The sequence below is a fragment of the Micromonospora auratinigra genome (assembly GCF_900089595.1).
Taxonomy (GTDB): Bacteria; Actinomycetota; Actinomycetes; order Mycobacteriales; family Micromonosporaceae; genus Micromonospora; species Micromonospora auratinigra.
This window is the reverse complement of the sequence record NZ_LT594323.1, coordinates 1,287,271-1,306,213: the sequence shown is the minus strand read 5'-3', so window position 1 is coordinate 1,306,213 and position 18,943 is coordinate 1,287,271. Positions and strand designations below refer to the sequence as shown.

Sequence of the window (18,943 nt, the reverse complement as noted above, 5' to 3'; positions counted from 1 at the left end):
GCGCGACTCAGAACGGGGCGTCGACCGCCAGCCGGCGGACCTGCGTCAGGTACGGGTCGAGCTCCCCCACCTCGAAGCGGCAGGTGCCGATCACGTGCCAGAACTGGCCGCCGGTCTCACCGTCCAACTTGTACCGGCCGTCCGGGCTGACCGCCGCCCAGCCCTCCGGCAGCCCGATCAGGGTGGCCCGCAACTGGGCGTGTTCCGGGTCGGCGACGTCCCAGAGCCGCACCGTGCCGTCGTCGCCGGCGCTGGCGAGCAGGCTGCTGTCCGGGCTGAACGCCACCGACCAGACCCGCCGGGTGTGCGCCGCCAGGGTGCCGTGCAGCCGACCCGTGCCCGGGTCCCAGAGCCGGATGATCAGGTCGTCCCCGGCGGTGGCCAGCAGCGCGCCGTTCGGGCTGAACGCGCAGGACCAGAGCCGGCCGGTGTGCTCGGTGAGCACGGTGCGCCGCTGTCCGGTACGGGCGTCCCAGACCACCGCCGTCCCGTCGTTGCCGGCGCTGGCGAGCAGCGTGCCGTCGGCGTTGAAACAGACCGCGTACACCCGGTCGGTGTGCTGCTCCAGGCTGAGCCGGCAGGTGGCGGTGGCCGCGTCCCAGAGCCGGACCAGCTGGTCGTCGGCGCCGGTGGCGATGGTCTCGCCGTCGGGGCTGAACGCGACGGCCCGCACCCGGCCCCGGTGCGGGGTGAGGGTGGCGAAGTGCCGGCCGGTCCGCCGATACCAGAGCCGGACCGTGTCGTCGTCGTTCGCGGTCGCCAGGGCGTCGCCGTCCGGGCTGAACGCGGCCGCCCACACGTGGTCGGTGTCGACGTTGAGCTCCCGCTCGTCGACGCCGGTGTCGGTGTTCCACAGGTGCACCCCGCCGTCACCGCTGGGCGCGGCGACCAGCGGCTCCCCCGGACAGAACACGGCGGACAGCAGCCGGTCGGCGGGGCTGGCGAGCTGCCGCACCAGCCGGCCGGTACGCGGCTCCCAGAGCCGGACCACGCCGTCGTTGCCGCAGGCCGCGAGGACCTCGCCGTCGTCGCGGAAGGAGAGCGCGGTGACCCGCCGGCCGTGCCCGCGCAGGGTGTGCTGGAGCTGCCCGCTGCGCACGTCCCAGAGCCGCGTGGTGCCGTCGTTGCTGCTGGTCGCCACCTGCGCCTGGTCGCGACGCCAGACCACCGGCCAGACCGAGCCCCGGTGCCGGGTCAGCTCGTGGCGCAACTGGCCGTCGGTGTCCCAGAGCTGGATCGCGCCGTCGCTGGCGGCGGTCGCCAGCAGCGAGCCGTCGTCGCTGAAGCGGACACTGTAGATCGCCCCGCGCTGCCGGCCGAGCACCCGCAGCGGCCGGCCGGTCTCCACCTCCCACAGCCGCAGCGCGCCGTGCGTGTCGCCGGTGGCCATCAGCATGCCGTCGGGGTGCACGTCGAGGGCGTACACGTCGGCCTCGTGCCCGCGCGGGCGGCGCAGCAGCTCGCCGTCGACGGCCCGGCGGATCCAGACCCGGCCGTGCTGGCCGACCGCGACCAGGCAGTGGCCGTCCGGGGTGTGCACCACCCGGTAGACCACCTCCGGCTCCCGGACCTCGAAGGCGAGCGTGCCGGAGGCGATGTCCCAGCCGCGCAGCACCCCGGCGCTGTCGGCGACCACGACCCGGCGGCCGTCCGGACTGAACGAGGTGCCCCAGATCGGCGCGGCGTGCCCCGGCCACTCGTGCCACAGCCGGGCGCTGCGGGTGTCGTAGAGGCGGACCACGCCGGCCGCGTCACCGACCACCAACCGGCCCCGCTCGCCGTCGGTGAGCAGCGGCCACACCCAGCCGGCGAAGACGTCCTCGATGACGTGCCGCACGTCGCCGTGGTCGGCGTCCCAGAGCCGGACGGTCAGGTCCGCCGCGCCGGTGACGAGCTGGTGCGAGGCGTCGTCGTAGCGCACCGCGTACACCCGGCCGCGGTGACCCTGCAGGGTACGCACCGGCAGGCCGGTGCCGGTGTCGCAGATCAGCACGCCACCGTCGTCGCTGCCGACCGCCAGCACCGCCCCGTCCGGGCTGTACGCGGCCGGCACCGGCAACCGGCCCACCTCGAAGCCGTACGCGACGCCGACCGCCGGCGGGGCGAGACCGGGCACCACCGGGCGGCCCGGCGCGACCACCGCGCCGCGCAGCTCAGGGGCGCGCAGATGGGCCGCGTCGACGCTCACGTCGATCAGGGCCGCCCGGTGCCAGCTGCTGCCGGCGATCCGGGTGCCGCGCAGGTCGGCCCGGAACAGCCGGGCCCCGGCCAGGTCCGCCCCGCGCAGGTCGGCGCCGGCCAGCCGGGTCCGGTCCAGCCGCGCGCCGCGCAGCCGGGCGTGCTCCAGCCGCGCCTCGGCCAGGTTGGCGGCGACCAGCCGGGTGTCGGTCAGGTCCGCCCCGGTCAGGTCGGCGCCGGCCAGCTCGCGGTGCGACAGGTCCTCACCGCGCAGCACCGCGCCGCGCAGGTCGGCCCGGTCCGGCAGCCGCAGCCGGGCGCTGAGCCGCAGCGCGTTGGCCCGGACCGTCTCGGGGGCGGCCTCGTCGCCGAGCACCCGGGACGTCCACGCGGTGCAGCGCGCCGGGTCGGCCAGGTCGCCGAGGAACTCCACGGTCAGCGCCGAGAGCGGCCGCACGGCCAGCGCGGCCGGCTCCTCGCCCCGGTTGAGCTGCTCGGCGACGCCCTCGGCGACCAGCCATTCGAGCACCGAGGTGTGGATGAAACCGAAGAGCCCGTCGTCGGTGCGCACCAGCAGGCTGCCGGCACCGACGGCGTGCACCGCCTGCGGCCCGGACAGCCGCGAGTCGGCCAGCCCGGCGAGCTGGCCGGCGGCCTCGGTCAGCTCGGCCAGGCGCAGGTACGCCTCGCCGCTCTCCCACAGTTGGAAGGCGAGCCGGCGTACCGCGTGCCACAGCTCGGGGCGGCGCAGGCTCACCGGCGCCCCCGGGATGCCCTGGGTCCGGCGTTCCTCGAAGTCCAGCCAGGACTCCAGGATCTCGCGGTAGAGCGCGGCGGCGCTGAACGTGCCGCCGGCCCCCGCCACCGAGGCCAGCCGCCCCTCGTCGAGGTTGGCGATGAAGCCCAGCATCCGCGGGTTGCGGGAGAGCCCGAGCAGGTCCTTCACCCCGGCGAGCAGGTCCAGCCGGGCCCGGGCGGCCCGCTCGTCGCCGCCGTAGCGGTGCCGCAGGAACGTCTCGACCTGGCCGGGGGTGAAGTCCTCGAGGGCCAGCACCCGGCGGTGCGGCAGCAGCCCGACCCGCTCGCCGAGCGCGGTCAGCACCTGCGAGTTGGTCTTGAAGTGCTGGGTCCGGCTGCTCACCACGATCTTGGCGTTGCCCTCGGCCGCCTGCAGCAGCGTCTCCAGGTGGTCGGCCGCCCGGTCGTACGTCACCCGGGCCACCAGCTCGTCGAAGCCGTCGAAGAGCAGCACGATCCGCCCCTGCCGGAGCATGTAGCGGAACGCCTTGAGGTCGATCACCTGCTCGCCGTGGTTGGCCAGGTGCGCGGCGACCAGCCCATCGACCGAGTGCGCCTTGTCCAGCGCCCGCAGCTCCACCAGGATCGGCACCAGGTCGGGGGCGGCGGTGGGCAGCCGGCGGGCCACCTCGCGCAGCGCGAACGTCTTGCCCCGGCCGAAGTCGCCGAGCACCAGCACGAACCGGCCGTCCGGCGCGGAGATCAGCTCCAGCAGCTCGTCGACCACGTCGTCGCGCACCCGCTGATCCGCGCCGACGAGATGGCGGTAGCGCTGCGGCACGTACTGCCCGGGCGGGTAGAGCCGGTCGGCCTGCAGCCGGGCGGTCTGCGCGGCCACGTACTCGCGCAGGTCGAGCAGGCCCTGGAACTCGCTGAGGTGCAGCACCCGCACGCCCCGCCGCTGCGCCTCCTCGGCCAGCCCGCGCGGCACCCGGTCGCCGTCGTAGACCAGCTCGGACGGGATGTCCGGGTCGGTGGCGTGCACCCGACGGGCGAAGGTGTCCAGGTCGGCGGCGGTCGGCGTGCCGAGGTGCCCGCCGACCCGCTGCTGGCGGACCACCCCGTCGGCCCGGTACGTGACGAAAAGGTGCGGCGGATCGGCCGGCACCCGACGGACCAGCACCCGGTCGTGGCGGGCCTCGCACACCTCGGCCAGCCGGTCGAGCAGGCGGTCCAGCGGGGCGGGCGGCAGCACGGCCGGCGCGGCGGCCGGGCCACCGGCCGCAGCGCCCTGGGCCGGCCCTTCCCCGGCGCTGGGCAGCCGCACACCGGGCACCTGCGCCGGACCCGCCGCGCCGAACGTGGCGGCGGTGCCGGCCCAGCTCACCGCCGTCGGCTCGCCCACCTCGTGCCGGTCGTCGCGGCCCAGCACCCAGCGGGTCATCCCGTCGGCCGCCAGCCGCAGCACCTGCGCCCGCCCGTCCCGGGAGGTGCCGGTCACCGGCACCACCGGATCGACCCGCGCGCCGGGCGCGGCGTCGGAGAGCAACAGGTTGAGCATCGGCCCGACCAGCCGGTGGAACGAGGCCCGGTCGCGCAGCGTCACCGCGTCGGCGACGGCCACCTCCTCGGCGTACGGGGTGCGCGAGCCGGGGGCGTGCGCCATCGCGCCCAACCGCAGCCAACCGGACTGCCGGTAGTGCCGCAGCCGCTGGGCGAACCAGGTGGACTGGGCCTCGCCGAGGAAGCCGTACCGGTCCTCCTCGCGGTGGGTGGCGGCGACGGTGGAGTTCAACCCCGCCACCACCACCCGCAGGTCGGGCACCGGGAACAGGGTCCACGGCTGTTCGCTGTCGAAGAGCCGGTCGTCGAGGCCCTGGTACAGCTCGTCGAAGAGCCGCGCGTAGTGCCGCCACTTCGGCCAGTACGGCGGCTGCGGGTCGACGTCGTCGGCCTCGCAGGTGGCGAAGTACGCCCGGCTGGCGGCCATCGTCACGTCACGCGGTCCGGGCACCACGACCAGCCGGTGCGGCTCCAGCCCGAGCAGCACCCGCAGCCCGGTGAGGAAGCTCAGCGCGTCGGAGAACTCGCGCGGGCTGCCCGACTCGGTCAGGTTGCCGGCCACCACCAGCAGGTCGGGCCGGGGCACCCCGTCGTTCATCAGCAGGGTGAGGTCGCCCATCAGGTGTTCCTGCAACTCGCCCGGGGTCACCGGGGCGCCCGGGGAGATGACGCCCCGGCCGAAGCGCGGCCCGGCCACCTGGAGCACGGTCACCGTGCCCCGGGCCACCGGCGCGGTGGCCGCGCCCGGCGGGAACGGCGGCGGGTTGATCGGCGTACGCCGGGCGCGGCGGGGCGCGGGCGGCCCGGCGACCGGGGCGGCGAGCACCCCCGCCGGGTCGGCCGGGTGGTGGGGGAAGGCGGGCTGCCGGGCCGGTTTGGCCCGCCCGGCGAGCGCCTCCCGGATCCGGTCGAGCACCCGGGCGCGGGCCTGCCCCGGATCGGTCACCCCGACCAGGTCGACGTAGGTGATGGTGGCGAGCAGCCCGTCGATCGGGCAGTCCTCCACCCGTACGGTGACCAGCTTGTTGCCGGTGCCGTCCGGGTCGGCGCGCAGCGCGGCCTGCCACTCCAGCTTGCCGTAGGTGGAGTGCAGGTAGCGCTCGGAGAGGATCGCGACGACCACGGTGGCCTCGCGCACGCCCCGGTCCATGAAGTCGATGAAGTTGGTGCCGGCGACGAAGTCCCACGCCTGCAGCAGGGTGCGGTAGCCGGCGGCCTCGAACTCCCAGGCGAGCCACGTCGCCCAGCGCTCGTCGGCCGGCGAGTAGCTGATGAAGAAGTCGAGGGGGCGGTCGGACCGGGTCGGGTGCGCGCCTACAGCCACCTCGCCATTATGGCCACTCACCGTCAATGGCGTGGACACCCTCGGCAGCCGCGCCGAGCCGGGCCGCGTCGCCGCCGATGTGCGAGGATCATGCCTCGTGGAGACCGCCGGCGAGCCGCCGTCCGCCGCACCCGACCGCTCCCGCTGGGGGCGGCTGCACGTGCTCGACTGGATCGCGATCGCGCTCGCGGTGGTCGGGCTCGCCTGCGTGCTGACCGGGCTGCTGCCCCGCGCCGACGCCGAGGCGACCGTGCGTCGGATCGTACCCATCCTGATCTTTTTGGGCACGGTGGTCGTGCTGGCCGAGCTGACCGCGGTGGCCGGGGTCTTCGACGCCCTGGCCGCGCGGGTGGCGATCACCGCGCGGGGCAGCTTCCCGGCGTTGTTCTGGCTCTGCGTCGGGTTCGCCTCGCTGACCACCGTCGCGCTGAACCTGGACACCACGGCGGTGCTGCTCACGCCGGTGATGATCGCGCTGGCCCGTCGGCTGGGGGTGCCACCGACGCCGCTGGCGATGACCACGGTCTGGCTGGCGAACACCGCGAGCCTGCTGCTGCCGGTGTCCAACCTGACCAACATCCTGGCCAGCGACCGGATCGGGCTGGACCCGCTGCCGTGGGCGGCGCGGATGTGGTGGCCGCAGCTGGTCGCCATCGTGATCACCATGGTGCTGCTGTGGTGGTGGTACTGGCGGCCGGCGCGGGCCGGCGCCGACCCGTTCGTCCCGCCGCCGCCCCACGTGCCGGCGGACCGCTGGCTCTACCGCACCGCGCTCGTCGCGTGCCTGCTCTTCGTCGGCGGGATCCTGGCCGGCGTCGAGATCGGGCTCGCCTCCGGGGTCGCGGCGGCGATCCTGGTCGCCGGGTTCGCGGTCCGGGCCCGCGACAGCCTCAGCGTCGCGCTGGTCCCGTGGCGGCTGCTGGTCTTCGTGACCGGCCTGTTCCTGGTGGTGCAGACCATCGGCCGGCACGGACTGGACACGGTGATGGGCGCCCTGATCGGTGGCGACCCGGGCGCGCAGGGCGCGCTGCGGGCCGGCGCCGTCGGCGCGCTCTTCGCCAACGTGGTCAACAACCTGCCCGCGTACGTGGCCGGCGAGGCGGTCATCGCCACCGACCACCACACCCAGCTGCTGGCCCTGCTGGTCGGCACGAACGTCGGTCCGCTCGCCACCCCGTGGGCGTCGCTGGCCACCCTGATCTGGTACGAGCGCTGCCGGGCCGCCGGGGTGGCGGTGCCACTCGGACGGTTCGTCGCCACCAGCGCGGCCCTGGCCGCGCTGGCCACCACCGCCACCGTCGCCGCCCTGCTGGTCGGTCCGTGACCCACCCGGTCACCCTCGTGCGCGCCTGCCGACGCAACGGGCGCGGCGGCAGCCCGACCGCCGTGGTCGACGGCGTCCCGGCCGACGACGCGCAGCGCCGCGCCGTGCCGGTCGCGGCCGGCGCCTCGCACGCCGTCTTCGTCAGCGACGGGCCGGACGGCGTCGCGCTGCGCTTCTTCACCGCCACCGGCGAGCTGCCGGCCTGCGGGCACGGCACGGTGGCCGCGCTGGCGGTGCTCGCCGCCCGCGCCGGAACCCGGGAGTACGCGACCCGGCTGCGCTCCGGCGGCCGGACCTTCACCGGCCGGGCGAGCTGGGTCGGCGACGGGTACGAGGCGCTCTTCGACCCGGGTCCGATCGCACTGCGCGCCGCCGACGCCGCGGAACGCGCACCGGTCCTCGCCGCTCTGGGCCTCCCCACCGACGCCTCCTGCCGGGTCGCCTCGGTGGGCCGGCCCCGCCTGCTGGTGCGGGTCGCCGACCGGGCGGCCCTGGCGGCCCTGACCCCCGACATGGCCCGGCTGCGCGCCGCGTGCGACCGGGCCGGCCTGCTCGGCTGCTACGCGCACAGCGGACCCGGGCCGGACGGCCGGCTCGCGGCCCGGATGTTCGCCCCGTCGATCGGGGTGCCGGAGGACATCGCCAACGCCAACAGCACCGCCTGCCTGGCCGCGCTGCTGGCCGGGGCGGAGCCGACCGTGCTGCGGGTCGACATGGGCGACGCGCTCGGCGAGCCGGCCACCGTCACCGCCACCGCCCGCCCCGCCACCGCCCGCGGCGCCGCCGGCCCGACGGTGCGGGTCGGCGGGACGGCGACCATCGTCGGCCGGCTCCCACTGCCCTGAGGCCGCACCGGCCGGCCCGGCAGCAAGGCCCTCACTCAGCGTAACGCCGACTTCACCGCAAGCGGGAATCACTCATCGTGACCGAGGGTGCCGCTGCGCCGGGCTACCTCCCCGGTCTCCGACGCAATGAATCCGGCTGACCCGCGCAAGGGCGACACTCCCACGTTCCGGCGGCAACCCCGGCCGCCCGCCTTTGCTCTGCTTCAACCCACGCAACAGAAACGGAGGGTGGCTGTTGCGTCAGTTGAAGCAGAGCAAAGGGAGCGGAGCAGACTACCGCCGACACCGCCGGGGGGTCACCTACCGTCACCGGACCTGCAGGTGGTGGCACGTCAGGCGACCGGAGTGGACGTCCGGGCGGCGCGGTGACCTCGCCCGGTCAGAGCAGCAGTGCGGCCAGGTCGTCCACCTGCGCCGGATCGTCGCCGTAGCAGTAGAGCACCAGCTCGTCCGCGCCGAACTCCCGGTACGCGGCGACCAGCTCGACGAGCTGCCCCGGATCGCTCACCGGCGCACCCCAGCCGGGCCGGCCGGTGAAGGCGTAGTAGTCGGCGACGGCCCGCCGGGCCCGCTGCACCGTCTCCGGCGCGCCGATCGCCACGTTGACCTGGCAGACCAGGCGCGGGCTGCCGGCCCGACCGGCCGCCTGCCACTGCTCGCGCACGGTGTCCACCAAGTGGCCGGCCCACTGCAGCGGAGCCGCGCAGATGAAGCCGTCAGCGAACCGGGCGACCCGGCTCAACGCGGCCGGCGCGAAGGCCCCGATCAGGATCGGCGGCCCGTCCGGCGTCACCGGGAGTGGGCCGACAGTGCTGCCGGCGTACGGCTCACCGCGCCAGATCTGGCGCAGCGCGGGCAGTTGCTCGTCGAGCAGCCGACCACGCCGGGTGATCGGGGTGCCGGCGACGGCGTGGTCGTCCTCGCGACCGCCGACGCCGATGCCGAGCACGAACCGTCCGCCCGACATCCGGTCGAGGGTGGCCACCTGCTTGGCCAGCAGCGCCGTGGCGCGCAGCGGACCGAGCAGCACCTCGGTCTGCAGCCGGATCCGGGTGGTCGCGCCGGCCAGCACGGCGAGCGCGACGAGCGGCTCCGGATTGTCGTAGGCGAGCCGGTCGAGCAGGGCGAGGGTGTGGAAGCCGGCGGTCTCCGCGCGGCGGGCCCAGTCGGGCAGCCGGGCCGGATCGCGGACGGGCAGGCCGAGGCCGAGGTGCATGATGATCTCCTGGAGGAGGGCAGCGGACAGTGCTGTCGCCACCTCCTCCCCGCACACGCGGGGCCCCGGTCCGTCTGCGACGTGTATCTGGGACGAGGGATTGCGGAGTTCCGCCTGACACCATATCGGACGGCGCTTCCGTCCGCCGCACCCCGGGGCGGCGGACGGAAGACCCCACACCAGCCGCCGCGCGGGGGTGGTGGCCGGCCAGGTGAGTTCGTCCGGTCCACCGTCCGGTGCGATGTCACCAGCCGACGGAGCTCAGGCTGACCGGGGTGAGCCGGCGGACCTCGGGCTCGATCCACTGCGCCGCGGTGACCAGCTTGACCAGCCGGTCGATGGTCTCCGGCGGGGCCGCGACGAAGCTGCGCCGCTCGGCGGGGCAGCCGTATCGGTCGTCGTAGCAGCCGCCGTCCAGCGCCCGGACCACCATCCCGGCCTCGGCGGCCAGCAGCATCCCGGCCGGCAGGTCCACCGCCTCCGGGCGGTAGCCCACGATGCCGTCGATGTCGCCACGGGCCAGCATCACCCAGGACAGCAGCGGCGCCCACAGTTGCAGCACCCGCCGGGCGGTGGAGTCGAGCACCACCTTCAACGCGCGGGCGGTGCTGTCGTCCCGGCGTACCTCGTGGCCCTGGGTCCAGGCCAGCACCGGCGCGGCCGGGACGGGCCGGCGCGGCGCGCGCAGCGGGCGGCCGGCCGGGCCGGCGGCGTGCACGAAGGCCCCCCGACCGCGCACGGCCGACCAGGTGCGCCCGGCGACCGGGTCGTGCACCACCCCGAGGACCGGCGAGCCCCGGTCGCAGAGCGCGATCCCGACCACGTACGCGGGCAGCCCGATCGCCACGTTGTTGGTGCCGTCGAGCGGGTCGACCAGCCACGCCCAGGACCGGTCGGCGGTGTACTCGCCGCCCTCCTCGGCGATCACCCCGTGCCCGGGCCAGCGGGCCCGGATCCGGTCGACGATCAGCTGCTCGGCGGCCAGGTCCAGGTCGGTGACCAGGTCCCCGGTGGCGTTCTTCGCCCGGGCGTGCAGGTCACCCCGCGCGCCCCGGCGCAGCAGGCGGCCGGCCCGGCGGGCCGTCTCCACCGCGAACCGGTGCGCATCCCGCAGGTCGGGTGCGTCGCTGCTCGGCTCCACGTCCATGATTCCTCCTGCCGTTCAGCCCCGGGCCACCAGCCGGGCGATCTCGCGCGCCAGCCGGGCGGTCTCGGCCGCCTCGCACCGGTCCCGGCGGACCCGGTGACTGCGCCCGTCCACCGCGCCGAGGCTCAGGTCGCAGCCGCCGGGCGTGGTCCGGCCCAGGGCCACGGTGACCGCCGGTTGCCCGGGGTCCACCTCGGAGGTGTGGAAGCCGCCGGCCCGCAGCGCGTACGAGTCGCCGGCGGCGTGCGTCTCGACGGTGGCCCGCGCCGCGGTGACCAGCCGGTCGGTGGCGGCCATCTCGTCGACGTCGGCGTGGCTGTGCACCTCGTACACCCGCCAGGCCGGCGCGTCGGGCGCGTCGGTGACCTCGATCAGCTCGTTGCGGACCCGGCCGTGCAGCACGTGGCTGAGCAGGTCCCAGCTGTGCGAGTGCACCGCCGAGGTGGTCGGCCGCACCGGCGGCGGGTCGGCCGGCCAGGCGTGCACGCAGACGCCGTCCGGGCCGGCGCGCTCCACCGGCAGGCAGGTGAAGCCGAGCGGGTGCCGCACGGCGCGCAGCGGCCGGCGTCCCTCGGCGATGTCGTCGAGGACCGTCAGCACCCAGTCGCGCAGCAGCTCCGGCCGGGTGCCCCGGTCGATCTCCCGTTCGAGGTCGGCGTAGGTCATCATGAATAGGGGTTCCTCGCCTGGACGGCCCGGCCCACGATGTCGGCGACCTCGCGGTCGCCGAAGGACCGGGGTAGCGGCAGCCCGAGCGCGGTGAACAGTCGACGAACCTGCTCCACGGAGGGCTCGTCGTCGAGCTTGACCTGCGCGGCGGCCTCGATCGGCACGCGTCGACTCTGCTCGCGGCTGTACTGGAGCTCGATGTTGTAGCGGTTGTAGTACAGCTCCCTGCGGTCGATCCGCACCGCCGGGGTCTGCGGATTCTCCTGGGTGATGATGACGCAGCTGGACGACAGGTCGTACCGGAAGGTGGTCATCTGCGCGGTCAGCCGCACGTCGATGGTGAGCAGCCCGGAGCGTTGCAGGTGCCAACAGGCGGCCAGCACCGTCGCGTACGACTCCTTGCGGGTGCGGTCGACGGTCCACCGCTCCTCGCGCGCGTCGGCCGGCAGGCTGCGCCGGAACCGGGCGTACCGCTCGCAGACCTCCTCGTCGGTCGGGTCGATGATCTCGATGGCGACGTGCAGGGTGGCGTTGCGCCGCCGGGCGTGCTCCAGGCACTCGGGGAGCGTGACGGCCCGGGTGTAGGTGCCGGTGCCGCCCTTGAAGGTCCACCGGTCGGTGTGCCGGCGGGCCTCGGCGAGCGCCTGGCCGACCTCGCTGCCGTGCAGCACGCGGACCATCGACACGCTGTCGATCGCCTCCCGCGCCCGGTTCAGCGCCCCCTCCGGTCCGGTGATCTCGCGCAGCTGCGGGACCAGCTCGGTGAGCCGGTCCCGGGTGTCCCGGACCAGCTGGTGCACCTGCTGCTCGGCGGTCTCGCGGCGCAGCCGGTCGCGCAGCACGGCCTGCGCGAGCAGGCCGAGGACCAGCAGGATGGCGCTGTTGACCACGTCCTGGCTGACCGCGTTGGTCAGCCCGAGGACCGCCACGGTCACGGCCAGCAGCAGCCCGATGAACGCGTCGAGGTTGTTGACGACCCAGGTGAGAAGGCGGGCCATGACGTCCCCCCGTCGATGACGGAGCCTTCATGATAGCCCTATGTCAATATCACGATCACGGACTGTTCCGGTGCCCCGTCCCGCCCGGTGACGGCGGCCCGGGCAGCCGCCGGGCGGCGCAGATCAGGGTGCCGCCCAGCCCCGGCGCGACCCGGGCGAGCAGCCGGGACGTCACCCACCGGCCGCCCGGCAGCCGCCAGCCGACGTGGTTGGAGCGCAGCGCCAGCGGCGCGAAGCCGGCCCGGCGCAGCACCCTGCGCAGCAGCGACGCGGTGAACGGGCGGATGTGCAGCCACAGGTACGGGTGCAGCGGGTCGACCTGCCGCGGCGCCCGCCCGGCCAGGAAGGCCAGCCGGTCCTGCACGGTCGCCAGGTTCGGGGTGGTGAGCACCAGCAGACCGCCCGGCGCCAGCACCCGGTGGCACTCCCGCAGCAGCGCCAACGGGTCGTACACGTGCTCGATGAGCTCCCCGGTGACCAGACCGGCGAAGCTGCCGGCCCGGAACGGCAGCCCCCGGGTGACGTCCAGGCAGACCGCACGGGCCCGCCCGGCGACGGCCCGGCGGGCCTCGGCCAGCGCGGCCTCGGCCAGGTCGGCCAGCACCAGCGTGCCGGGCAGCGCCGCCGGGTCGAGCATGCTGCGCGGACCGCAGCCCAGCTCCAGCACCGGGCCCGCACCCCGGACGCCGTCGATGACCAGCCGGGCCGCGACCGCCCGGCGGACCCGGTGGTACGGGTCGTCGACGTACCCGTTGACCTGCGCCGGGTCGTGGTAGCTGCGCCGGTTGGCGCGGCGGCCGTGGGCCTGCGCGCTGCGCGACGGGACCCCGATCGGCGGCTCGGCCATCGCACCCTCCACTCGTCGCCCGGCCGTCACCGGTGGTACTGGACGAGGCAGAACTCGTGGTCCTCCGGGTCGGCCATCACCACGACGATCCCGTCGTCGTAGTCGTGGCGCTCGCCGGTGGGCCGGCCGCCGAGAGCGACGACCGTCCGCATCGCCTCGTCCAGGTCGTCGACGGAGATGTCGAGGTGGACCCGGACCTTGCCGGTCGACGGCTCCGGCACCGGCTGGAACACCAGTCGGGGTTGCGGATCCCCTCGCTCGCCGAGGTAGACCCAGCCCTCCTCGGACTCGCCGGGCGCACGGTCGAGCAGGGCACTCCAGAACCGGGCCACCCGCTCGGGGTCGATGCAGTCGATGGTCACACCGGACCAGACGTTCGCCATCCGCCGATCCTGACAGAACCCGGGACGGAACCGGTCCGGCAGAGCCGACGCGCGGCCCGTCAGCGCTGGTCGAGCAGCCGGTCCAGGACGGCGGCGGTGCTGATCAGCGACAGGTGGCTGAACGCCTGCGGGAAGTTGCCGACCTGCTCACCGCTGGACGCGATCTCCTCGGAGAAGAGACCGAGATGGCTGCTGTAGGTGAGCATCTTCTCGAAGGTGAGCCGGGCCTCGTCGAGGCGGCCCGCCTGGGCCAGCGCCTCGACGTACCAGAAGGTGCACATGGTGAAGGTGCCCTCCTGGCCCGGCAGCCCGTCCGGCGACGCGGCCGGGTCGTAGCGGTAGACCAGGCTGTCGGAGACCAGCTCCGCGTCCATCGCCCGCAACGTGGACCGCCACATCGGGTCGGTCGGGGCCAGGAAGCCGACCGCCGGCATGGCCAGCAGCGAGGCGTCCAGCACGTCGGTGGCGTAGTGCTGCACGAACGCCTGTCGTCCGGGATGGAACCCGCGCGTCATGACCTGCTGGTACGCCGCGTCCCGGGCCGCCGTCCACCGGGCGGTGTCCGCCGGCCGGCCCTGCCGGGCCGCGAGCCGGATGCCCCGGTCGAACGCCACCCAGGACATCAGCCGGCCGTAGGTGAAGTCCTGCCGGCCGCCCCGGGTCTCCCAGATGCCGTCCTCCGGTTGGTCCCACCGGTCGCAGAGCCAGTCCAGCACCCGGGTGACGTGCCGCCATCCCTTGTACGAGCTGTGCAGGCCCTCGGCGTCGGCCAGGTGCAGGCAGTTCAGCACCTCGCCGTAGATGTCGAGCTGGAGCTGGGTCGCCGCGCCGTTGCCGATACGGACCGGTCCCGAGCCCCGGTAGCCCTCCAGGTGCGGCAGCGTCTCCTCGGTCAGGTCCCGGGAGCCGTCCACCCGGTACATGATCTGCATCGGGTCACCGTCCTCGTCGGCCTCCCGGAACCGCTCGGTGAGCCAGTCGAGGTAGCCACGCGCCTCGGCGGTGAAGCCGAGACCGAGCAGGGCGTGCACCGAGAACGACGCGTCCCGCACCCAGGTGTAGCGGTAGTCCCAGTTGCGTTCCCCGCCGAGCTGCTCGGGCAGGCCGGCGGTGGGGGCGGCGATCAGGCCGCCGGTCGGCGCGTACGTCATCAGCTTCAACGTCATCGCCGAGCGTTCCACCATCTCCCGCCACCGCCCGCTGTAGCGGGAGCAGTCGAGCCAGCGCCGCCAGAAGTCCCGGGTCCGCTCGTACATCTCGGTCACCTCGGCCGGGCGGATCACCCGGGGCGGCACGGGTGACCGGGGTGCCGCGGTGTGCAGCACCACCCCGCCGGTGTCGCCCGCGCGCAGCACCCCCGTCGCGGTGACCCCGCCGTGCTCGTCGTACGCCACGTCGCGCGCGTCGAGCAGCATCCCCTCCCGGCGGACCGGGTTGACGGTGAGGACGAGGTCGTCGCTGCGGAACACGGTGCCCTCGAGGGTGAAGTCGACGGTGTGCGACGCGCGGCCGTAGTCGAAGCGGGGCTGGCAGTCCATCCGGAAGCGCATGCTGCCCCGGACCACCCGGATCATCCGCACCAGGCAGTGCCGGTCGGTCGCCACCTCCCCGGCCACCGGCATGAAGTCGACCACCTCGCCGACCCCGTCGGTGCTGAGGAACCGGGTGATCAGAATGGGCGTACCGGGCAGATAGAGCTGCTTGCTGACGTAGTCGACCCCGCAGGGCGATATCTGGAAGTAACCGCCCTTCTGCCGGTCCAGCAGGCCGCCGAAGACGCTCGGCGAGTCGAAGCGGGGGGCGCAGAACCAGTCCAGCGTCCCGTCCCGCGTCACCAGGGCCGCCGTCTGCAGGTCACCGATCAGGCCGTGGCTCTCCACCGTCGGGTACGACTCCACACCCGTTCCTCCCCGTCCCAGGTCGGGCCCGGGTACCCGGTGTTGCCGGCGGCATGCCCCCGCGCGCATCATCGACGGCATGACCGACTGGATCACCGTGGCCGGGTACGAGAACCTACGGGGCTGTCCGCCCCCGCTGGGCGCGCTGCGGGCCTGACTGCGGGACCGGGGCATCGACTGGATGCCGATCCCGCCCGGGGCGGTCCGCGCCGACCTCGCCTGCGGGCCCGGCCCGGACGGCCGGTGGCACGGCTGGATCACGGTGCGGGTCGACGGCGCGGCCCTGCGCCCCCTCGGGCTGCACCCCGACCAGCCGACGTCGACCGTGGAGGGACCGTCGCCGCCGGGCTGGTGGCACGCGGCGGCCGAACGCCGGTTCCGCTGAGCCGTCGTATCCTGGGCGCGGTGACCTCCGTCGCGCTGCACCGCGCCCTCACCGCTCCCGCCGACCCGCCGCTGCGTCCGCTGCCCGCGCAGGTCGCCGAGTTGCTGGTGAGGGTGCAGGCCCCGCCCCGGCTGGCCGCGCACCTGCGGGCGGTGCACGAGGTGGCCGCCCAGCTCGTCGACGCGCTGGCGCAGCGTTTCCCGCAGCTCACGGTCGACCGGGCGGCGGTGCTGTTCGGCGCGGCCACCCACGACATCGGCAAGGTGGTCCACCCGGAGGAACTCGGCGGGCCCGGATCGGCGCACGAGCCCGCCGGACGCGAGCTGCTGCTGCGGCACGGCGTACCGGCGTCGCTGGCCCGCTTCGCGGCCACCCACGCCGACTGGCGTTCCGCCGGGATCGGCGTCGACGATCTCCTGGTCAGCGTGGCCGACAAGGTGTGGAAGGGCAAGCGGGTCCGCGACCTGGAAGACCTCGTGGTGGACCGGCTGGCCGCCGCCACGGGCGGTGAGCGGTGGGCGGTCTTCCTGGAGCTGGACGACGTCCTCGACCGGCTCGCCGCCGACGCGGACCACCGGCTCGCCTTCCAGGCGATCCATCCGGTACGCGTCGACTGACCGGCAGCGGTGCCGGTCGAGCGCGCCGGTGCCGGGCGCGGGCGGTGGGCGTGCGGTCGGTTGACCGTGGCGACCGGGAACCCGGATCATCGGGCCCATGATCCCGCGCGCATGGCTCACCCAGGAGCACGAACTGCGGCCGGGCACCGAGATCTTCCGCAGCGACCGCCGGTTCGCGCTGGAGGCGTACTCCGCGAGCCACGGCCAGTTGCTGCTGCGCAGCAATCCGGTCGAGGACGAGCACGAGACCACGATCGACCTGCTGTTCAAGCCGGTGAGGGCGGTCAGGATCCTGGACGGCCATACGGGGCTGGCCATCAGTTGCGCACCGGCCGGCGAAGCCGACGAGATCATGGCGGCACTGCCGGGTGTTCGCGCCGACCGCGGCTACCGGGTCTTCCTGCTGCAGAGCGAGGGCCGGTCCGACTACGTCGTCAGCATGGCAGTCGGCTGGGAGGAGGGCATCCTGCCGGACGTTCAGGGCAGCTTCTTCCACAGCGCGGACGCCTACCTGCCACAGTGGCCCACGGGACCGCTGTTCGGCATCAACCCGGAGTTCAACGCCGCCTCCGTGCAGGACCTCCTCGCCGCGCTCGACTCGGCCCACCCACCACCGGCACGCCGGGACCGGTTCCGCTACGTGTTCGTCCTCATGACGGAGGTGGGCGACGGGGACAGCCCGCGCAGGTCCGGCGCCGGCGTCTTCCTGACCCGGGCGGACGCCGAGGAGGCGGCGAGACTCCTCGCGCCGAAGGTCACCTCCTGTTGGATCGAGACGCTGCCGGTCGCGATGTAGGAAAGCCGGTCCGAACCCGACCCCGCAGACCGACTAGGGTGGCCGGCGGCGGGCCGTAGCGCAGTGGTCGTCGCGCCGCACTGCTAATGCGGAGGACGCCGGTTCGACTCCGGCCGGCCCGCCGCCCTCGCCTACACTCCGTCCGGGTCGTAGCGCAGAGGTCGTCGCGCCGCTTTTCAAGAGCGGAGGACACCGGTTCGATTCCGGTCGACCCGCCTTCCCGGTCCCACCTACACTGCGTCGCGGGTGGGCCGTAGCGCAGAGGTCGTCGCACCGCTTCCGCAGAGCGGAGGACGCCGGTTCGAATCCGGCCGGTCCACCCGCATCACGGGGAGGACGACGGGTGCGGGGCCGACGGGCACACGACAGGGAGGTACGCCGGCTGTCGCTGCTGTCGCCGCCGGGCATGGTGGCGGCGGTGGGCGAACGGCGGGCGGCCGGCGACTGGCGGGGCGCCTGCGCGGCGGCCCTGGTGGACGTGCACGTGGACCTGGCCGAGGTGGGCCGCCGTTGGGGTCGGGCCGAGGCCGAGCGGATCCGGGCGGAGCTGCGGGGTTTCGCCCCGGACCTGCTGCGCCGGTTCCTGCCCCGGTCGGACTCGCTGGCGCTGCTGCCCCGGCGACAGGTCGCGCTGTCCCGGTCGGCCGTCCCGTTCCCGGACCGCCCGGGCGGCACCGCCGTGCTGGCGCTGTCCCTGCCGACCGGCCCGCAGGCGCCGCAACGCCTCGGGCTGCGGGTGGTCGACGCCACCGAGGTCGGCGCGCGGTGGCACGACCTGCCCGACTGGTGCTGGCACGTCGACGCGGTCGCCAACCGCCGCTGGGCGTACGGCGCGTCGGAGAACCGCCTGCCCTGGCACCACCCGGACGGCCGGCCGTACGGGCCGGACGAGGTGACACCCGGGCAGCCGATGGACCGGGCGGCCGAGGCGGAGCGGCTGATCGGGCTGTGCGACGGCGATGACCTGCTGGCGGCCTTCCGGGCGGCCGGCTTCGCCGTCGACACCACTCCACCCCGCTACGGCACGTTCAGCGCCGACGCGGTCGTCGAGCGCCTGTCCTGGCTGGCGCCGACGCTGCCGCTGCTGGCCGCCGAGACGCTCCGGCTGGCCCACCGGTACGACCGCCCGTGGCTGCGGACCACGGTGCCGCTGTTCGGGGTGCGGGTCGGCCGTGACGGCTCGCTGGCGCTGCGCGCCGGCGCGTCCGGCGGCGCGCGGGAGGTGCCGTGGGTCGGGCTGCCCGCGCCGGTGGACGTGGCCCTGCTGCGCTCCGGCGCGCTGAGCGCCGACGACCTGCACCCGCTGGTGCACGAAGCGCTGTTCCCGGGGCGGGTGCCGGGCCCGCCGGCGCCGCCGCCGCAGCTCCCGGACGAGTTCCGGGTCCGCTGCGGCGGCGACTGGCACCTGCTGCGGATCCGCGGCGCCCACCTGGTGGCCACCCGGCACGACGAGGCGGAGATCGCGCGGGAGTTGCTGCTGGCCCGCCTCGGCGGGCCGATCGGCGGCTGCGCGGGCGCGGTACGCGCCTGGCGGACCGGCGCCAAGCCGGTGCCGAAGGAGATCCGCCGGCACCGGGCGCACCTGCTGACCCGGGTCTTCCACGGCGACACCGACTCGGTGCTCGCGCTGGTGGGCGCCGGCCTGGACCCGGACCTGCGCGACCCGACGGGCGGCACCCTGCTGCACTCGCTGTCGCATCTGGACCACGCCCGCGCCCTGCCGGTGCTGCTGGCCGCCGGCCTGGACGTGCACGCCACCGACGGCGAGGGCCGGACGCCGCTGCAACGGGCCAGCGCGGCCGGCGCCCCGGAGGTGGTGGCGGCGCTGGTCGACGCGGGCGCCCACGGGTGAGCGGTGGGTGGCGACGACGGGCAGGGGTGATCTTCTGTCGGTGCGGTTCGCTATGCTGCCGCGCGGCGAGGCCGTAGCGCAGAGGTCGACGCGCCTTGACAGCAAGCTGGAGGACGCCGGTTCGAATCCGGCCGGTCTCGCCCCATCACGATCAGGGAGGCAG

The 18,943-nt window shown here is 75.0% G+C and carries 14 protein-coding genes and 3 tRNA genes; 9 read left to right on the top strand and 8 right to left on the bottom strand.

The annotated features are described in order from the left end of the window. Positions 1-7 precede the first annotated feature (7 nt). A complete protein-coding gene (locus GA0070611_RS05840) occupies positions 8-5,803 on the bottom strand; it encodes a WD40 domain-containing protein (RefSeq protein WP_091658672.1) in 5,796 nt (1,931 codons plus the stop codon). A 31-nt stretch (positions 5,804-5,834) separates the two neighbouring features. Between GA0070611_RS05840 and GA0070611_RS05835 the strand changes: the two genes are divergently transcribed. Next, positions 5,835-7,127: an ArsB/NhaD family transporter gene (locus GA0070611_RS05835; protein ID WP_231921336.1), complete on the top strand. Its 1,293-nt coding sequence runs from the start codon at positions 5,835-5,837 to the stop codon at positions 7,125-7,127. After that, a complete protein-coding gene (locus GA0070611_RS05830) occupies positions 7,124-7,972 on the top strand; it encodes a PhzF family phenazine biosynthesis protein (RefSeq protein WP_091658663.1) in 849 nt (282 codons plus the stop codon). The genes GA0070611_RS05835 and GA0070611_RS05830 overlap by 4 nt, the downstream gene beginning before the upstream one ends. A 379-nt stretch (positions 7,973-8,351) precedes the next feature. Here the strand turns inward: GA0070611_RS05830 and GA0070611_RS05825 are convergent, their stop codons facing one another. From GA0070611_RS05825 to GA0070611_RS05795, 7 genes are all read right to left on the bottom strand, one after another. Next, positions 8,352-9,230, bottom strand: coding sequence for an LLM class flavin-dependent oxidoreductase (locus GA0070611_RS05825; RefSeq protein ID WP_231921335.1), 879 nt, complete (start codon positions 9,228-9,230; stop codon positions 8,352-8,354). 202 nt (positions 9,231-9,432) lie between these two features. Continuing rightward, positions 9,433-10,335, bottom strand: coding sequence for an inositol monophosphatase family protein (locus GA0070611_RS05820; protein WP_091658654.1), 903 nt, complete (start codon positions 10,333-10,335; stop codon positions 9,433-9,435). A 15-nt stretch (positions 10,336-10,350) separates the two neighbouring features. After that, the gene (locus GA0070611_RS05815; protein ID WP_091658651.1) at positions 10,351-11,004 is read right to left on the bottom strand and encodes a hypothetical protein; all 654 of its coding nucleotides are present in this window, start codon (positions 11,002-11,004) and stop codon (positions 10,351-10,353) included. Continuing rightward, entirely contained in the window at positions 11,001-12,002 is a 1,002-nt protein-coding gene (locus tag GA0070611_RS05810; RefSeq protein ID WP_091658648.1) for a hypothetical protein, read from the bottom strand. Before GA0070611_RS05810 ends, GA0070611_RS05815 begins: the two co-directional genes overlap by 4 nt. A gap of 55 nt (positions 12,003-12,057) precedes the next feature. Further along, on the bottom strand, positions 12,058-12,849 hold the full coding sequence (locus GA0070611_RS05805; protein WP_091658645.1) for a methyltransferase domain-containing protein: 792 nt from the start codon (positions 12,847-12,849) through the stop codon (positions 12,058-12,060). Between the two features lie 26 nt (positions 12,850-12,875). After that, on the bottom strand, positions 12,876-13,232 hold the full coding sequence (locus GA0070611_RS05800; protein ID WP_091658641.1) for a VOC family protein: 357 nt from the start codon (positions 13,230-13,232) through the stop codon (positions 12,876-12,878). A gap of 59 nt (positions 13,233-13,291) precedes the next feature. Beyond that, positions 13,292-15,130, bottom strand: a complete 1,839-nt coding sequence (locus GA0070611_RS05795; RefSeq protein ID WP_091658637.1) for a glycoside hydrolase family 15 protein — start codon at positions 15,128-15,130, stop codon at positions 13,292-13,294. 181 nt (positions 15,131-15,311) lie between these two features. On the opposite strand from GA0070611_RS05795, the gene GA0070611_RS05790 reads away from it, so the two are divergent. From GA0070611_RS05790 to GA0070611_RS30975, 7 genes are all read left to right on the top strand, one after another. Continuing rightward, a complete protein-coding gene (locus GA0070611_RS05790; protein WP_091658632.1) occupies positions 15,312-15,515 on the top strand; it encodes a hypothetical protein in 204 nt (67 codons plus the stop codon). A 20-nt stretch (positions 15,516-15,535) separates the two neighbouring features. After that, complete coding sequence (locus GA0070611_RS05785) at positions 15,536-16,132, top strand: HD domain-containing protein (RefSeq protein ID WP_091658627.1); 597 nt, start codon at positions 15,536-15,538, stop codon at positions 16,130-16,132. A gap of 97 nt (positions 16,133-16,229) precedes the next feature. Next, positions 16,230-16,928 carry a hypothetical protein gene (locus tag GA0070611_RS05780; protein WP_091658622.1) on the top strand — a complete coding sequence of 233 codons (699 nt, stop codon included), beginning with the start codon at positions 16,230-16,232 and terminating at the stop codon, positions 16,926-16,928. A 49-nt stretch (positions 16,929-16,977) separates the two neighbouring features. Then, a tRNA-Ser gene (locus tag GA0070611_RS05775) sits at positions 16,978-17,050 on the top strand. Positions 17,051-17,175: 125 nt separating this feature from the next. Next, a tRNA-Ala gene (locus GA0070611_RS05765) sits at positions 17,176-17,248 on the top strand. A 23-nt stretch (positions 17,249-17,271) separates the two neighbouring features. Continuing rightward, entirely contained in the window at positions 17,272-18,780 is a 1,509-nt protein-coding gene (locus GA0070611_RS05760) for an ankyrin repeat domain-containing protein (RefSeq protein ID WP_091658619.1), read from the top strand. Between the two features lie 67 nt (positions 18,781-18,847). Then, positions 18,848-18,920: transfer RNA gene (locus GA0070611_RS30975), tRNA-OTHER, on the top strand. The last annotated feature ends 23 nt before the right edge of the window (positions 18,921-18,943 follow it).

Coding starts and splice junctions, on each gene's coding strand:
- GA0070611_RS05820 (WP_091658654.1), bottom strand. CDS start 10,335: ATGGACGTGGAGCCGAGCAGCGACGCACCCGACCTGCGGGATGCGCAC.
- GA0070611_RS05815 (WP_091658651.1), bottom strand. CDS start 11,004: ATGATGACCTACGCCGACCTCGAACGGGAGATCGACCGGGGCACCCGG.
- GA0070611_RS05810 (WP_091658648.1), bottom strand. CDS start 12,002: ATGGCCCGCCTTCTCACCTGGGTCGTCAACAACCTCGACGCGTTCATC.
- GA0070611_RS05805 (WP_091658645.1), bottom strand. CDS start 12,849: ATGGCCGAGCCGCCGATCGGGGTCCCGTCGCGCAGCGCGCAGGCCCAC.
- GA0070611_RS05800 (WP_091658641.1), bottom strand. CDS start 13,232: ATGGCGAACGTCTGGTCCGGTGTGACCATCGACTGCATCGACCCCGAG.
- GA0070611_RS05790 (WP_091658632.1), top strand. CDS start 15,312: ATGCCGATCCCGCCCGGGGCGGTCCGCGCCGACCTCGCCTGCGGGCCC.
- GA0070611_RS05780 (WP_091658622.1), top strand. CDS start 16,230: ATGATCCCGCGCGCATGGCTCACCCAGGAGCACGAACTGCGGCCGGGC.